This window comes from Halorhodospira sp. 9628 (assembly GCF_022228075.1).
Taxonomy (GTDB): Bacteria; Pseudomonadota; Gammaproteobacteria; order Nitrococcales; family Halorhodospiraceae; genus Halorhodospira; species Halorhodospira halophila_A.
In genome coordinates, this window is the sequence record NZ_JAJNRF010000004.1 from 71040 (window position 1) to 86725 (window position 15686).

General features: G+C 70.6%; 10 protein-coding genes. 5 read left to right on the plus strand and 5 right to left on the minus strand.

Annotated features, from left to right (window positions below; translation table 11 throughout):
* Positions 1-106: 106 nt before the first annotated feature.
* From LRG10_RS05910 to LRG10_RS05920, 3 genes are all read right to left on the minus strand, one after another.
* Complete coding sequence (locus LRG10_RS05910) at positions 107-3397, minus strand: LAGLIDADG family homing endonuclease (protein ID WP_238634945.1); 3291 nt, start codon at positions 3395-3397, stop codon at positions 107-109.
* Positions 3398-3661: 264 nt separating this feature from the next.
* Positions 3662-6379: a cation-transporting P-type ATPase gene (locus LRG10_RS05915; protein WP_238634946.1), complete on the minus strand. Its 2718-nt coding sequence runs from the start codon at positions 6377-6379 to the stop codon at positions 3662-3664.
* A 46-nt stretch (positions 6380-6425) separates the two neighbouring features.
* Positions 6426-8075: a Na/Pi cotransporter family protein gene (locus LRG10_RS05920; RefSeq protein ID WP_201168436.1), complete on the minus strand. Its 1650-nt coding sequence runs from the start codon at positions 8073-8075 to the stop codon at positions 6426-6428.
* Between the two features lie 76 nt (positions 8076-8151).
* Here LRG10_RS05920 and LRG10_RS05925 point away from each other — a divergent pair, with 76 nt between their 5' ends.
* Positions 8152-8919: a hypothetical protein gene (locus LRG10_RS05925; RefSeq protein WP_201243022.1), complete on the plus strand. Its 768-nt coding sequence runs from the start codon at positions 8152-8154 to the stop codon at positions 8917-8919.
* Between the two features lie 49 nt (positions 8920-8968).
* Positions 8969-12088, plus strand: a complete 3120-nt coding sequence (locus tag LRG10_RS05930; RefSeq protein WP_238634947.1) for an error-prone DNA polymerase — start codon at positions 8969-8971, stop codon at positions 12086-12088.
* Here LRG10_RS05930 and LRG10_RS05935 read toward each other — a convergent pair.
* Positions 12085-12477 (minus strand): RNA-binding S4 domain-containing protein, encoded by a 393-nt coding sequence (locus tag LRG10_RS05935; protein ID WP_201168439.1) that lies wholly within the window; start codon positions 12475-12477, stop codon positions 12085-12087. The two genes, LRG10_RS05930 and LRG10_RS05935, sit on opposite strands and share 4 nt — an antisense overlap.
* Before the next feature lie 47 nt (positions 12478-12524).
* Positions 12525-13019: a ribonuclease E activity regulator RraA gene (gene rraA, locus LRG10_RS05940; protein ID WP_201168440.1), complete on the minus strand. Its 495-nt coding sequence runs from the start codon at positions 13017-13019 to the stop codon at positions 12525-12527.
* An 87-nt stretch (positions 13020-13106) separates the two neighbouring features.
* Between rraA and LRG10_RS05945 the strand changes: the two genes are divergently transcribed.
* The 3 genes from LRG10_RS05945 to LRG10_RS05955 are packed head-to-tail and all read left to right on the plus strand — an operon-like array spanning position 13107 to position 15678.
* Positions 13107-14069: a GGDEF domain-containing protein gene (locus tag LRG10_RS05945; RefSeq protein ID WP_201243140.1), complete on the plus strand. Its 963-nt coding sequence runs from the start codon at positions 13107-13109 to the stop codon at positions 14067-14069.
* A 21-nt stretch (positions 14070-14090) separates the two neighbouring features.
* Positions 14091-15200 (plus strand): RuBisCO large subunit C-terminal-like domain-containing protein, encoded by a 1110-nt coding sequence (locus LRG10_RS05950; RefSeq protein WP_238634948.1) that lies wholly within the window; start codon positions 14091-14093, stop codon positions 15198-15200.
* Between the two features lie 4 nt (positions 15201-15204).
* Positions 15205-15678 carry a cupin domain-containing protein gene (locus LRG10_RS05955; RefSeq protein ID WP_201168444.1) on the plus strand — a complete coding sequence of 158 codons (474 nt, stop codon included), beginning with the start codon at positions 15205-15207 and terminating at the stop codon, positions 15676-15678.
* The last annotated feature ends 8 nt before the right edge of the window (positions 15679-15686 follow it).

Here is a 15686-nt window from a genome sequence, read left to right on the forward strand (position 1 = left end):
CGGGGCTGCGGTTCGGTTTCCGGGCTTAGGCAGTCTGCGGGTACCCGGCGTTGCGCACCGGACAGAGACAACCCCGTCCGGGCGTAGCGCGCCAGGGTACGGCGACTCAGAACTTGCCGTAGTACCCCTCCTTCAGCGCCTCGTAGAGGTTGGCGGCACTGTGGGTTTCGCCGTCGTACTCGATCTCCTCGTCACCCTGCGCCTCGATCACGGTGCCGTCCTCCAGATGGAAGCGATAGGTGGTCTCGGAGAGGTCCTTCTCCTTGACCAGCACGCCCTGAAAGACTTCCGGGTTGAAGCGGAAGGTCGTGCACCCCTTCAGTCCCTGCTGGTAGGCGTAGCGGTAGATGTCCTTGAAATCCTCGTAGGGGTAGTCCGTGGGCACGTTGGCCGTCTTGGAGATGGACGAATCCACCCAGCGCTGCGCGGCCGCCTGGATGTCCACGTGCTGCTTCGGCGTCACCTGGTCGGCGCTGATGAAGTAATCCGGCAGCTTGCCCGCTCCCTCTTCACCGCCCTCGGGTAGCGCGTCGCCGTCGACGAAGTGGCGGTAGGCAAGCAGTTCAAAGGAGAAGACGTCTACCGGCTCCTTGGTCTTGCGCCCCTCGCGGATGACGTTGCGCACGTAGTGGTGGGCGAAGGACGGCTCGATGCCGTTGCTGGCGTTGTTGGCCAACGACAGGGAGATGGTGCCCGTGGGCGCGATGGAGCTGTGGTGGGTGAAGCGCGCCCCCACTTGGGCGAGCTCATCGACCAGTTGCGGATCTTCCGCGGCGATCCGCTGCATGTAGCGCGAGTAGCGGCCCCACAGGACACGGCCCGGGACCTGCTCCCCGACTTCGTAGCCGTCCTCGCGCAGTTCGGGGCGCTTTCGCATCAGCTCCGGGGTCAGCTCGAAGAGCTCCTCCATGATCGGCGCCGGCCCCTTCTCCTGCGCCAGTTCGAGACCGGTGCGCCAGCCCGTCAGCGCCATCTGCTTGGCCACTTCCTCGGTGAACGCCACCGAATCGGCGTCGCCGTATTTCATGCGCAGCATCGTCACCGTCGACCCGAGCCCCAAAAAGCCCATGCCGTGGCGGCGCTTGCGCTCGATCTCGGCACGCTGCTGCTCCAGCGGCAGGCCGTTGATCTCGACCGTGTTATCGAGCATCCGCGTGAACACCGCCACCGCCTCACGGAACTCGTCCCAGTCGAAGCGGGCCTGCGGCGTGAAGGGGTCACGCACGAACATGGTCAGGTTGATCGAGCCGAGCAGGCAGGCGCCGTAGGGCGGCAGCCCCTGCTCACCGCAGTTATGGACCATCACGCCCTGGGCGTCGAAGGCGTTCACGCCGGGCACCTGCACATCGTAGACGTCCGCCTCACCATCGGCTTCCACCGAGGCGACCTCGGCGACGAAACGCTCGCGGTTGAGCCGGCGCTGATAGCCGCCGAGGGCCGCATCCAGCCGACGGCGTTTGTCGGTATCCGCGAAGCCCACCTCGTCGCGGAAGGTGCGCAGATTCTCGCCGGTGATGATCAGCTCGTGCTGGGCCCGGATCGGATACGCCCGGCGACCGCCCTGGCCGTCGGGCAATTCCGATTCACCGGCGGCCCGCCGGTTGGCGTAGATGCGCCCGACGACACCCAGGCGCAGCAACATCCGCTGCACCGCCTCCAGGCTCGACTGGTCGGACTGCGCGAGACGGATGGAGACGCCCTTGTGCTGCCCACCCTGCACGGATCCGTCGGCATCGAACAGGCCGCGCAGGAAACCCCGGTGGAATGCGCTGGAGGTGCGCTCGATGGCCTCGGTGGGGCGCTTGTCCTCGGCAGAGAGTCCCAGCTCGGCGGCCAGCGCACTGATCGCCGCCGTCGACAGGCGGAACTCGTTGCGTCCCGCCACCTCCCGCCAGCCGGCGAAATCCGCACGGTGCTGGTGTGCACGCGCCGCCACCTCGGCCGCGGCCATGACGCCGTCCACGCCGCTGGCCTGCGGCGCGTTGGCGACCGCTGCAGGCCGCCACGCCGACAGGATGGCCTGACCGTCGCGCTCGACCGTCCCGTCGCCGACGAGCAGTCCCATCAGATAGCCGTCATCCTCGCTATAGGGGCCCGCCCATTCGGTGCCGGCACGATGGTCGTGGAGCACGACCTGGTCCCCTGCTGCCAACTCGCCGGCCGGGCACCACGCCTCCTCTCGCTGCCAGCGCGTGAGCCGGGTGACCCGGCGAACCTGGTGATCAGCGGTCAGGCGCAGGCTCATGCCATCCCGGGTGCGCAGGCGAACCACCGGCTTGCGGCCGGTGTGGAAGAAGCCGTCGGCACCGGTATCGTGATCCTCGCCGTGAACACGGGCCCGGAACGGTGTCCCGATCAGATCCGCCACCTGGCGCGGCCCCTGGTCCGTCTGGACCCAGGTCTCGGCCGTAACGCACGGGTTCGTGGCCCGGATCTCCTCGCAGAACCAGTTGTTGTTCAACTCGTTGTACTGATCGATGAGGATAAACCCGGGCTCCGCGTAGTCGTACGTGGAGGTCATGATCAGGTTCCACAAATGGCGCGCCTTGACCCGCCGGTAGATTCGGCAGGCCACGCGGCCCTCCCCATCGGTGACGTACCCCGCACGGGTGGGCCACTCGCGCCAGAGGACCTGCTCCGGATCCTGAAGATCGATCGCCTCGGCAGCGACCTCGTCCTCGGTCAGCGGGAAGGCCAGCGGCCACTCCGCATCGGCCTCCATGGCCTGCATGAAGGCGTCGGTGATCAGCAGCGACAGATTGAACTGGCGCAGGCGACCGTCCTCGCGCTTGGCGCGGATGAAGTCGGTCACGTCCGGATGGCCCACGTCGAAGGTGGCCATCTGCGCACCCCGCCGCCCGCCAGCGGAGGAGACGGTGAAGCACATCTTGTCGTAGATGTCCATGAACGACAGGGGCCCGGAGGTGTAGGCGCCGGCGCCGGAGACGTAGGCGCCGCGCGGGCGCAGGGTGCTGAACTCGTAGCCGATGCCGGCACCGCTTTTGAGGGTCAGCCCCGCCTCGTGGACCCGCTTGAGAATGCCGTCCATGGAGTCGTGGATGGTGCCGGAGACGGTGCAGTTGATCGTGGACGTGGCCGGCTTGTGGTCCCAAGCCCCGGCGTTGGAGATGATCCGGCCCGCCGGTACCGCGCCGTGGCGCAGCGCCCAGAGAAAGCGCTCATACCAATGCTCCTGCTTGGCCTCGGTCTCCTCCACCTCGGCCAGCGCCCGGGCGACGCGCTGATAGGTCTCGTCGATGCTGCCGTCGACCGGCTCCTCGGCCTTGGTCTTGAGCCGGTACTTCTTATCCCAAATGTCGAGGGAGGCGCTCTGGATCGGCACATCGCCGGCCGACTGGCGCATCGCCTGGACCTTGCTCTCGGCGCGCTTGGTCATGGATCGTCCCCCTTGCCTGAACCGCTCGATCTGAACCGCGAGCAAAAAAACCCCTGTGGGCCGGCGCGACGGGCGCTGGCCCCGATCTGGCGACGCTCGCGGGAAACACCATATGTAGTAGTTACCGGGAGAGGTTACCCCAACCAGTAGTGATTTCAAGTCTTGACAGGCGAGACGAGGATCGCTAGCGGAACCGCGGGCGCCGCCCCGGGAGGAGCCGCCCGGCCGGGCCGCGGCGCCGCAGCGGACCCACGACCGACGGGGTCAGTCCTCCGGCGAGATCCGCCGCCGCAGCACAGCCTTCTCCAGCTCCACGACACCAAAGAGCAGGATCCCGAAGATCAGCACCCGCAGCCACTCCTCCGGGCCCAGCCCGGCGGTGCCAAACAGTGCCTGCACCGGCGGGGCGTAGGTAAACAGCCCCTGCAGGACGATGAGCACGCCGATGGCGATCAGCACCGCCCGGCTGCCGAACAGGCCGGCGACGCTGGTCACCGGCTCGAGGATGTAGCGGGCGTTGAACAGGTAGAAGACCTGCCCCATGACCAGGGTGTTGATAGCCACCGAGCGAGCCAACTCATCGCTGACCCCCTGCGCCTCCATGTAGACGTAGTGACCGAAGGTGCCGATCACCAGCAACACCGACACGAACAGGACCCGCCAAATGAGAAAGCCCGAGAGGATCGGCTTGGCCGGATCCCGCGGTCGGCGTTCCATCAACCCCGGCTCCGGGGGCTCGAAGGCCAGCGCCAGGGCCAGGGTGACGGCGGTGACCATGTTGATCCACAGCGCCTGCACCGGGGTGACCGGCAGGGTCAGCCCGAACATGATGGCGATGACGATGGTGAACGCCTGACCGCCGTTGGTGGGCAGCAGGTAAAGGATCGCCTTCTTGAGGTTGTCGTAGACGGTGCGCCCTTCCTCCACCGCGTGGGCGATGGAGGCGAAGTTGTCGTCGGCGAGCACCATCTCCGAGGCCTCCTTGGCCGCCTCGGTGCCCTTGTTGCCCATGGAGATGCCGACGTCGGCGCGCTTGAGCGCGGGGGCATCGTTGACCCCATCCCCGGTCATCGCCACGATCTGGCCGTGCCCTTGCAGGGCCTGGACCAGGCGCAGCTTGTGAATGGGCGTGGTGCGGGCGAAGACATCGGTCTCCAGGCAACGACGACCCAGCTCGTCGTCGTCCATGGCCTCGATCTCGTGGCCGACCAGCGGCCGGCCGCGGATACCCAACTGCTCGCCGATGGCTCCGGCGGTCAGGGCGTGATCGCCGGTGATCATCTTCACCCCGATCCCGGCCCGGTGGCACTCGGTCACCGCCTCGATGGCCTCCTCGCGGGGCGGGTCGATGATGCCCATGACCCCGAGCAGCACCATGCCCTCCTCGACGTCGGAGAAGAGCAGCTCGCGGTGGTCGGGGTCGGTCTCCTTGACCGCCACCGCCAGCAGCCGCTGACCCCGCGAGGCGATGCCATCGAGCACCTCCTGCCAGCCGTCCCGGTCCAGCGGGCGATCGCCGTCGGCGGTCCGCTCCTGGGTGCAGGCGGCCAGCACACGCTCCGGGGCGCCCTTCATGATCAGCAGCCCGCCGTCCTCGCGCTCGCGGTGGAGGGTCACCATGAACTTGTAGGACGACTCGAAGGGGATCACGTCCACCCGCGGGAAGGCGCGATCGAGCTCGCGGCGTTCGAAGCCGCCCTTGACCGCCGCCACCATCAGCGCCCCCTCGGTGGGATCGCCCTCCAGGCGCCAGTCGCCGTCCCGGTGGTAGAGGGCCGACTCGTTGCACAGCGCCACGCCGCGCAGCATCTGTGCCAGGACCGGCTCGTCAGCAGCGCTCACCGCCTCGTCGCCGTCGCGGTGGAAGGCCCCGTCGGGGACGTAGCCCACGCCACTGACTTCGTACGCCTGCCCGGCGGTGACCACGCTACGCACGGTCATCTCGTTGCGGGTCAGCGTGCCGGTCTTGTCCGAGCAGATGGTGGTGACCGACCCCAGGGTCTCCACCGCCGGCAGACGCCGAATGATGGCGTTGCGCCCGGCCATGCGCTGCACGCCGATGGCCAGCGTAATGGTCATGATCGCCGGCAGCCCCTCGGGGATGGCGGCGACGGCCAGGGCCACCGCGGCGAGGAACGTCTCGATGGCGGTGTAGGCCTGCAGGTAGTAGCCGATGAGGAAGGTCGCCCCGGCGAGCAGGACGATCGCCACCGACAGCCAGCGTCCGAACTCGGCAACCTGGCGCAGCAACGGCGTGGTGATCGACTCCACCCCGGCGATCAGGCTGCTGACCTTGCCGATCTCGGTGGCTTCGCCGGTGGCCACGACCACGCCCTGGCCGCGGCCGTAGGCGACCAGGGTGCCGGAGAAGGCCAACGATTTGCGATCACCGAGTTCGGCGTCGGCAGCCACCGGCTCGTCCGCTTTCTCCACCGGCACCGACTCGCCGGTGAGCACCGCCTCGTCCAGGCGCAGGTTGCGTGCCTCGAGGATGCGCACGTCGGCAGGCACGCGGTCGCCGGCCTCGAGCAGGACGATGTCGCCGGGGACCAGGTCCTCGGCGTCGACGGTCATGCGCTCGCCGTCGCGCAGCACCACGGCCCGGGGCGAGAGCATGCCGCGGATGGCGTCCAGGGCCTTTTCGGCCTTGCCCTCCTGCACGTGGCCGATGACGGCGTTGATCACCACCACGCCGAAGATCACCGCACTGTCCAGGTAATGGCCGAGCAGTGCGGTGACCACGCCGGCAACGATCAGGATGTAGATCAGGACATTGTGGAACTGCTTGAGAAAGCGCCTGATCGGGCCCTCGCGCTCGGGCGGGCGCAGGCGGTTGGGGCCGTACTGCTCAAGTCGCTGCCCGGCCTCCTCACCGGTCAGTCCGTTGCCCGGTTGCGCCCCGAGCCGGCGGACCACCTCGGCGCTCTCGCGTGCGTGCCAGTCCGCCCGCTCCTGGCCGGAGCCCTCTGCTTCCTCGCGCATACCACCTCCCGCCTTGCGGTTACCCGCCGATGCTGCAGTGTAGCATTCACCCCTCGCCGGGCTCCCCGGGGTCCGCCAGCTCCCGCTCGGCGTGCTGGAACTTGCGCAGGTAGCGGGCCGACTTGGCGGCCTGATCCAGCGCCCGGCGGACCGCCGAGAGGCGGTCGAGCACCGCCACCATGCGCCGCACCGGTAGCTGCCCGGCGGCGCCGGCGCGCAGCAACCGCTCCTTGACCGGCTGGTATTCGCGATCGAAGCCCTTCAGGGTCGTCTTCACCGCCTGCCGGTCCCAGGCATCGATCTCCGCGCCGGTGGCCTCGATGCCGCGGACCGCTTCGGCCAGCAGCCGGTCCACCGCAGTGGCCAGTTCCGGGTCATCGATACGGGTCTCGCCGTCGGCATCGAGCCGGGCCAAGGCCACGGCGCGCTCGGCCATGTTCTGCTGGTACTGCGTCACCCGCAGCAGGTGGGCCAGGCTGGAGCCGATGGCCGGATCGCCGTGGCTGCGCTCGATCCGGTTGGCGAACTCGTTGATGGTCAGCGCCAGCTGCTGCAGCTTCTGGTGCTCGGCCTCGAGCCATCTGCGCTGCCCCGCCCCGCCACCACTGATCGCCGCCGTGACCATGGCGCGGGCCATGGCGCCGGTGCGCTCGGCCTCCAGGCGGGCGGCGTCGAGGGCCAGCGCGGGGGTGGTCAGCACGTTGTCGTCCAGATAGCGCGGCCGGGTGTGGTCGTCCCGGCGGAAGCGCCGCCCCAGCCAAGCCACCAGGCGAGGCGTGGCCGGCCACATCAGGGCCAGCCCGAGGAGCATCATCAGGGTATGGAAGACGGCCAGCACCACCGCCTTGTGCGCTTCCAGGCCCAGCCAGGCGACGATGTGGTGGGCCAGCTCAAGCAGCGGCACCAGGGCAACCAGCGCCGCAAGACCGGCCACCGCGTTGAAAATCACCTGAGCCGAGGCAGTGCGCTGGGCGTTGGCGGTGGCGCCCAGCGTGGCGAACACCGCCGTGGAGGTGGTCCCCACCGCCGCGCCGATCACCGTGGCGGCCGCAGCCTGCTCGGGCACCAGCCCGCCGGCAGCGGCGGTCAGGGTGATGGCCAGCGCCGCCGAGGACGACTGCGTGAGCGTGGTCAGCACCATGCCGATCCCGACGAACAGCACCAGGCTCAACACCCCGTGGCCGGCCAGGGCGGCGAGCATGCCCGGATCGCCCACATCCGCGAAGGTCCCGCGCAGGATATCCAGCCCCAGGAAGAACAATCCGAACCCGGCGATGGCATCGCCGAGCGCCTGACGGCGCCCGGAGCCGGCGACCACCCGCAATCCCACGCCGAGACCGATGGCCGGCAGCGCCAGCGCCTGGAGGTCGACGTTGAAGCCGACCACCGCGACGATCCAACTGGTCAGCGTGGTCCCAAGGCTGGCGCCATAGATCACCCCGATGGCCTGCGTCAGGGTCAGCAGCCCGGCGTTCACGAAGCCCACCGTGGCGAAGATCACTGCGCTCGAGGACTGTACCGCGGCGGTGATCAGTACCCCCGAGAGCAGCCCGCGCAGCCGCGACCGCGTGGAGGCGGCCAGGATATCGCGCAGCGCACCGCCGGCCGCCGCGCGCAGGCCGTCGCTCATCAGCCGCATGCCCAGCAGGAACAGGCCGATGCCGCCCAGGAACGTGAAGACCTGCATGCCCTGCATTCAGCACTCCTGTCGCCGAAACTGTGGCGCCGCAGCGGGATGTTAGACTAAAGCGTCCACGGAAGTCGGTACCCCGATGATCAATCTGATCCTCGCCACGCTGCGCGACGCCACCCTCCTGCTGCTGCGCGGCCTGCTCGTCGTCACCCTGCCCCTGATCGCCGCGACCCTGCTTGCCCTCCAGGGAGCGGGCTACGCCTACGCCGAGCTCCGCGAGCTCGACTTCCCGCTGCGCCTGGCGCTGACCGCCTGGCTGACCGGGGTCGCCGTCGCCGGGGTCATTGCCCTGGGCACGCTGCTTGCCGCGGCCCAAAACGGTCTGCCCAGGACCCACTACCTGTCCGGGTTGTGGCGCCTGATGCGGCTGTGGGCGGTGCAGGCGCTGTGGCTGATCCCCGGGGCGCTGCTCGTCGCCGCCGTCGTCGCCCTGCTCGGTGACGCCGTGCGCGACCCGGTGGCCGAGTACGCCGGCCTGCGCGCCGCCGCCCCGTGGACCACGGCGCCGGCGCTGGAGATCGCCTCGGGGCTGGTGCTGCACACGGCCATGCTCACCATCTCGGCCACCTGGCTGTGGCCGCCGGTGGTCCTGCTGCGCAGCGATGGACGGATCCGCGAGGGCCGCCCCATCGCCCGGCGGATGCTCCAGCGCATCGCCAGCCTGGAGTGGTTCCTGGTGATCATGCTGATCCCGGTACTGGCGATCTCCCTGCTCTACCCGCCGGCAGGACTGCTCGGCCTGATGCTGATCGTCCTCTGCCCGGCGGTCACCGTTGTGGCCATCCAGCGCAGCAGCGACGCCTTCCGCCACGCCACCAGCGGCCGCTTCCCCATCGTCTGGCGCTGAGCTGCCCCCCCTTGCCTTTCGGCGGGCAAGGAGGCAGCCTACTGTTTCCATGACCAGTGTATACAAAGACACCAGCCCAGCGTATGCGGAGCTCCACTGCCTGAGCGCCTTCACCTTCCGGCGCGGCGCCTCGCAACCCGAGGAACTCATCACCCGGGCCGCGCAGCTGGGATACCGCGCCCTGGCCCTCACCGACGAATGCTCGGTGGCCGGGGCGGTACGCGCTTGGCAGGCCGCCCGGCAACGCGGCCTGCACTTGATCGTCGGAACCGAGCTGCACCTGGCCGACGGGCCGCGCGTCGTCCTTCTCGCCCCCACCCGCCGGGCGTACGGACAGCTCTGCGCCCTGATCAGCCTGGCCCGCAGCCGCGCCGCCAAAGGGCGTTACCACGCCACGCGTGAGGATCTGGATACCGCCGCACCGGAGTGCATCGGGTTGCTCGTGCCGGATCCGCCCCTGCAGGAGACCGCCGACGCCGAGGCCCAGGCGCACTGGTTCGCACGACGCTTTGCCGGGCGCGGCTACCTGGCGGTGGAGCTGCTCGGCGGCCCCGACGACGACGCCCGCTGCCGGCAGCTGGAGGCCCGCGCCGCCGCCGTCGGCCTGCCGGCGGTGGCCGCCACCGGTGCCGAGATGCACACCCGGGGCCGTCGCGCCCTGCACGACACCCTGACCGCCATCCGCCACGGCCGCCCGGTGGCCGAGGTCACCCCCCATCTGGCCAGCAACGGCGAGCACCACCTGCGCCCGCGCGCCGCCCTGGCCCGGCGCTACCCGCACCACCTGCTGGCACAAAGCACGGCGGTGGCAGCGCGCTGCTCCTTCTCGCTGGACGAGCTGCGCTACGAGTACCCCGAGGAGGTCGTCCCCGAAGGCACGAGCCCGGCAGCGCATCTGCACCACCTGGTCGAGGCCGGGGCCCACCGGCGCTACCCCGACGGGGTGCCGCCGCGGGTACGGGCCAGCTACGAGCGCGAGCTGGCAATCATCGCCGAACTCGGCTACGAGCACTACTTCCTGACCGTCCACGATCTCGTCGCCTTCGCCCGCGGGCGCGGCATCCTCTGCCAGGGCCGCGGCTCGGCGGCCAACTCCGTCGTCTGCTTCTGCCTCGGCATCACCGAGGTGGACCCGGCCCACCAGTCGGTGCTCTTCGAGCGCTTCGTCTCACGCGAACGCGGCGAACCACCGGATATCGACGTGGACTTCGAGCACCACCGGCGCGAAGAGGTCATCCAGTACATCTACCAGCGCTACGGCCGGCACCGCGCCGCCCTGGCGGCCACGGTGATCGCCTACCGGCCCCGCTCAGCGGTGCGCGACGTGGCCAAGGCCCTGGGGCTGGCGCGGGAGACCGTCGAACGCCTGGCCAAGGGGCTGCAGCCGTGGGACCGCTCGGCGGCCGGCGACGAGCAGCTGCGCCGTGCCGGTCTAGACCCGGAGGGGCCCACCGCGCACCGACTGCATGTGCTCGCCAGCGAACTCCTCGGCTTTCCGCGGCACCTGTCGCAGCACGTCGGCGGCTTCGTGATCGCCCGCGGCCCGGTCACCGAGCTGGTGCCGATCGAGCCGGCCGCCATGGACGGGCGCACGGTGATCCAGTGGGACAAGGACGACCTGGAGGCGCTCGGCCTGCTCAAGGTGGACGTCCTCGCTCTGGGGATGCTCAGCGTGATCCGCCGCGCCTTCGAACTCATCCGCCATTGGCGCGGCCACGCCTGGACCCTGGCCACCCTGCCCCCGGCGGACCCGGCCACCTACGCCATGATCCGCCGCGCCGACACCCTGGGGGTGTTCCAGATCGAGTCGCGGGCGCAGATGGCGATGCTGCCGCGGATGCGCCCGCGCTGCTTCTACGACCTGGTCATCGAGATCTCCATCGTCCGCCCCGGCCCCATCCAGGGCGACATGGTCCACCCCTACCTGCGCCGGCGCGAGGGCAGCGAGCCGGTGGACTACCCCTCGGAGGAGGTGCGCGGGGTCCTGGAACGCACCCTCGGGGTGCCGATCTTCCAGGAGCAGGCCATGGAGCTGGCGGTGGTGGCCGCGGGATTCACCCCGGACGAGGCCGACCGGCTGCGTCGCTCCATGGCCGCCTGGCGCAAGAAGGGCGGGCTGGCACCGCTGCGCGAGCGGCTCATCGAGGGGATGCGCGAGCGCGGCTACGCCGACGCTTACGCCGAGCGGCTCTATCAGCAGATCGAGGGTTTCGGCGAGTACGGCTTCCCGGAGTCCCACGCCGCGAGCTTCGCGCTGCTGGTCTACGCCTCGGCGTGGCTCAAGTGCCATGAGCCAGCGGCCTTTGCCGCCGCCCTGCTCAACAGCCAGCCCATGGGTTTCTACGCCCCGGCGCAGATCATCCGCGATGCCCGGGAGCACGACGTGACGATCCACCCGGTGGACGTACGCTTCAGCGAGCCGACCTGTACCCTCGAGCCCACCCGGTCAACCGGCGATACGCAGCCGGCGTTGCGACTCGGGCTGAACCAGGTCCGCGGGCTGTCCACCGCCGGCGCCGAGCGGCTGGCCGCCGCGCGCCGCCAGGCGCCCTTCACCGGGGTCAACGACCTCAAGCGCCGCGCCCGCCTGTCGCGGGCCGATATCCGCGCCCTGGCCCGCGCCGATGCCCTGCGCGGCATCGCCGGGCACCGCCGGGCGGCCAGCTGGGCGGCCCTGGGCGCTGACGCGGGCACCGCCTTGCTGCCCTCCCCGCCGGCCGAGACCGACCGGCCAAGCCTCGCACCGGCCCGGGAGTCCCAGGCGGTCCTCGCCGACTACGCCAGCACCGGCTTCAGCCTGCGCCGCCACCCGGTCGCCTTCCTCCGCCGACAGCTGCGCGATCGGCGCTACCGCAGCGCCGCCGAGTTGGCCGATGCGAAGGACGGCCGCCCGGTGCGGGCCGCGGGTCTGGTCATCAACCGCCAGCGCCCCGGATCGGCCGGAGGGATCACCTTCGTCACGCTGGAGGACGAGACCGGCCGGATCAACCTGGTGGTGCGCCGCGCCACCGCCGAGGCGCAGCACCGCCCCCTGCTCGAGGCCCGGCTGCTGGGGGTGGCCGGTACGTGGCAGTACCGGCACGGCGTCGGCCACCTGATCGCCGGCCGCCTGGAGGATCTCTCGGCCCTGATCGGCGAGCTGGACGTCCGTTCGCGGGACTTCAGCTAGCTCCCCTTCTTGAATGCCGACAGGCGCCGGCGCTCGCGCCGGTCAGGGCGGTGGCTCGGCCGTGGCATGGACGCCGCAGCCGCGCGGCGTTGCTCAGCCTGCCGCTGACGCCGCTCGCGGCTGGCCTCGGTCTCCTCGTAGAGGGTCTCCGCCACCCGGGCCGGCCCGCGTTCCTCGGCCACATCGCGGACGACCACCTCGAAACGCTGCTGCGCCTTCGTGATGGTCAGCCGGTCCCCGGGGCGCACCGCCCGGCTCGGCTTGGCCCGGGCGCCGTCCACATCGACCTTGCCCCCCTGCACCGCCTCGACGGCCAGCCGGCGGGTCTTGAAGAAGCGCGCCGCCCACAGCCAGCGATCGAGACGCACCGATGCCGAACGATCACTCATGCCCGCTGCCCCCTTGCCGAATCACTCGCTGCCCGGCTACCGGGCCCCTACAGGGTCAACTCGCGCGTCGCCACGATGACCCCGTCCTCGTCGGCGTAGAGCCAGTCGCCCGACTGGATCGTGGCCCCGGCGAAGGTCACCGAGACATCCCGCTCGCCCAGGCCCTTCTTCTGGCTCTTGAGCGGGTGGGTATTGAGCGCCTGGACGCCGAAGTCGATCTGCGCCAGCTCGGCGCTATCGCGCACACAGCCGTAGATGACCGCCCCGGACCAGCCGTTATCCCGCCCCAGCGCCGCCAGCCGGTCGCCAAGCAGGGCGCACCGCATGGAGCCGCCGCCGTCGACCACCAGCACGCCGCCGTCGCCGGGCTCGCTGAGCAGCTCACGGACGCGGACGTTGTCCTCGAAGAGCTTGAGCGTGGTCACCCGGCCGCCGAAGCGGGTGCGCCCGCCGTAGCCGATGAGCATCGGGTTCATCACGCGCAGCTGCACGCCCGGGTCATCGGCGTGGGCATCACAGAGATCGGTGGTCAGCAGCGCCATGGCGCCTCCTGTCGTGACTCCAACTGGCTGGTATGCGGGGTGTTGGTTTAAGGTAACCGTCTGAACGCCGACTGGGTACCGAGGGCCATGAGCGCACAGCACGCAGCACACGCGCAAGCCGACACCGTCGCCGCCCTGGGAGGGTATCTCACCGCCCTGGCCGAGAGCCACGGGCAGGAGGAGGTCGTGCAGACCCTCTGCGAGACCGCGGCCCGGCTGCTGCCGCGCAGTTCCGGCGAGCTCTGGCAGCTCGCTCTCGACCGCGAGGGCTGGTACCACAGCGGCGGCTGGCAGGCCGGCGTCGTGCTTCCGCCCCAGGAGCGCTCCCTGCGCACGACGCTGCCGCGCGGCCCCACCGATGAGCTGCGCCTGCCCCTGCAGGCCCACGGCCTGACCGTCGCCGAGCTGCGCATCCCGTGCCCGGAGATCGAATCCGAGGCCGAGCAGGAGCTGCTGCGGAGCCTGGCCACCGCCGCAGCGATCAGCCTCTCCGGGCACGTCCTCAAGCGCCGGGTGCGCCACCGCAACGTCCGCGACCCGCTCACCGGGCTGTTCAACCGGCGCTACCTGGAGGACACCCTGGAGCGTGAGCTCCACCGCGCCCGCCGCGTGAACGCCGGGCTGGTGCTGATCCGCCTGGAGGTGGACACCCTCGAGGCCTTCGCCGCCGAGCACGGCAGCGAGACCGCCGACCGGCTGCTGCAGGTGATGGCCGATGCCGTACACCACGCCTTCCGCGGCTCGGACGTCTGCTGCCGGGCTGGTGACAACGGCTTCGGGATCCTGCTGCCCGACGCCAGCCTGGACAACGGCGCCATGCGCGCCGAGGCGGTCCGGGAGGAGCTGGCCGAGCTGCGCATCCACCAGCGCGGTCGCCCCCTCGGCCCGGTGACTGTCTCCGCCGGAGTCGCCGCCTACCCGGACCACGGCAGCAACCGCGATCTGCTGCTCGAGGCGGCCGAGAGCGCGGTCACCTGCGCCCTCGACGAGGGCGGCGACCTGCTCCGCGTGGCCGAACTCATCGCGCCCCCGAACGCCAACCAGAACTGACCGAACCGGAGAGGAACCACCTTGTCTGCCGAAACCCTGCGCGTCACCTACCACCTGACCTGCCGCCCCGGCGAAGACCCCCATGACAAGGCCAAGGGCATCGCCCTGGAGCAGAGCGCCGAGCTGCCCTCGCGCTGCATCCCGGCGCACGTCTACGACGACGTGGTGCCGACGATCCAGGAGCTGACGGCCCTCGACGACGGTCGCCACCGCCTGGTCCTGGACTTCCCGGAGGCGATCACCGGTCTCGAGCCGACGCAGCTGATCAACAACCTGTTCGGCAACATCTCGCTCAAGAGCGGAATCCGCCTGGCCGACGTCGAGTGGACGCCCAACCTGCTGCAGGCCCTGGGCGGCCCGCGCTACGGCACCACCGGCGTGCGCGAGATGCTCGGCATCGCCGAGCGGCCGATGAGCTCCACGGCGCTCAAGCCCCTGGGGCTGGATACCGCCACGCTGGCCGGCTTCTGCGCCGACTTCGCCCGCGGCGGCATCGACCTGATCAAGGACGACCACGGCCTTTGCGATCAGGACACCTCCCGATTCGTCGATCGGGTACAGGCGTGCCAGCAGGCGGTCCACGAGGTCAACGCCGAGACCGGCGGCCGCTCGCTCTACCTGCCCAACGTCACCGGGCCGCGCTGGGAACTGGACAAGCGCCTGGACGCCGCCCAGGAGGCCGGCTGCAAGGCGGTGCTCATCTGCCCCTTCCTGACCGGCCTCGACGCACTGATCTGGGCCCGGGAGCGCTACGACATGGCGCTGATGGCCCACCCGGCCTTCGCCGGGGCCGTGGCCGGCGCCGAGCACGGCATCGACCCCGCCCTGCTGCTCGGCGAGATCACCCGGCTCTTTGGCGCCGATATGGTCGTCTACACCAACGCCGAAGGGCGCTTCCCGACCTACGATCAGGCCCTGTGTGACCGCATCAACGACCGCCTGCGCCGGCCACTGGGCGACATCCGCCCCGCCCTGCCCACCCCGGGCGGCGGGGTCGACGCCGAGCGGGCGCCGTACTGGGCCGAGCGCTACGGCCCGGACGTCGTGCTGCTGATCGGCGGCAGCCTCTACGCCCAGGGCGACCGGGTCGCCGCGGCGCGCCGGCTGCAGGACGTGGTGGAGGGCCGTTAGCGGCATGACCGGCGAGGAGCACGACGCCTCCCGCGTCCTGCGCGAGCAGGGCTACCGCTGGGAGGGCATCGAGGAAGAGGCCTACAAGGCGGAGGGCACCCACTTCAGTGGTGCCCGCCGCCAGACCCTGGTCGGCCGTCCGTCTGGGCAGGAGGCTCCGGCCTTCGAGACCCGCTACTTCGAGGTGGAGCCCGGCGGCTACACGACGCTCGAGCGCCACGAGCACACCCATGTGGTCATCGTGGTGCGCGGCCGCGCCGAGGTGGTCCTCGACAACCGGGTCGAGGTCGTCACCCCGCTGGATTGCGTCTACATCGCCCCGCGGGCCTGGCACCAGATCCACGCCACCGGCGGCGACGAGCCGCTGGGCTTTCTCTGCATCGTCGACCGCGACCGCGACCGCCCGCAGCGCCCGGATGGCGACGATCTGGCCGGACTCTGCGCCGAACCGGCGGTCGCCCGACGCATTCGCACCTGAAGCCACCG

Coding starts and splice junctions, on each gene's coding strand:
- LRG10_RS05910 (WP_238634945.1), bottom strand. CDS start 3,397: ATGACCAAGCGCGCCGAGAGCAAGGTCCAGGCGATGCGCCAGTCGGCC.
- LRG10_RS05915 (WP_238634946.1), bottom strand. CDS start 6,379: ATGCGCGAGGAAGCAGAGGGCTCCGGCCAGGAGCGGGCGGACTGGCAC.
- LRG10_RS05920 (WP_201168436.1), bottom strand. CDS start 8,075: ATGCAGGGCATGCAGGTCTTCACGTTCCTGGGCGGCATCGGCCTGTTC.
- LRG10_RS05925 (WP_201243022.1), top strand. CDS start 8,152: ATGATCAATCTGATCCTCGCCACGCTGCGCGACGCCACCCTCCTGCTG.
- LRG10_RS05930 (WP_238634947.1), top strand. CDS start 8,969: ATGACCAGTGTATACAAAGACACCAGCCCAGCGTATGCGGAGCTCCAC.
- LRG10_RS05935 (WP_201168439.1), bottom strand. CDS start 12,477: ATGAGTGATCGTTCGGCATCGGTGCGTCTCGATCGCTGGCTGTGGGCG.
- rraA (WP_201168440.1), bottom strand. CDS start 13,019: ATGGCGCTGCTGACCACCGATCTCTGTGATGCCCACGCCGATGACCCG.
- LRG10_RS05945 (WP_201243140.1), top strand. CDS start 13,107: ATGAGCGCACAGCACGCAGCACACGCGCAAGCCGACACCGTCGCCGCC.
- LRG10_RS05955 (WP_201168444.1), top strand. CDS start 15,205: ATGACCGGCGAGGAGCACGACGCCTCCCGCGTCCTGCGCGAGCAGGGC.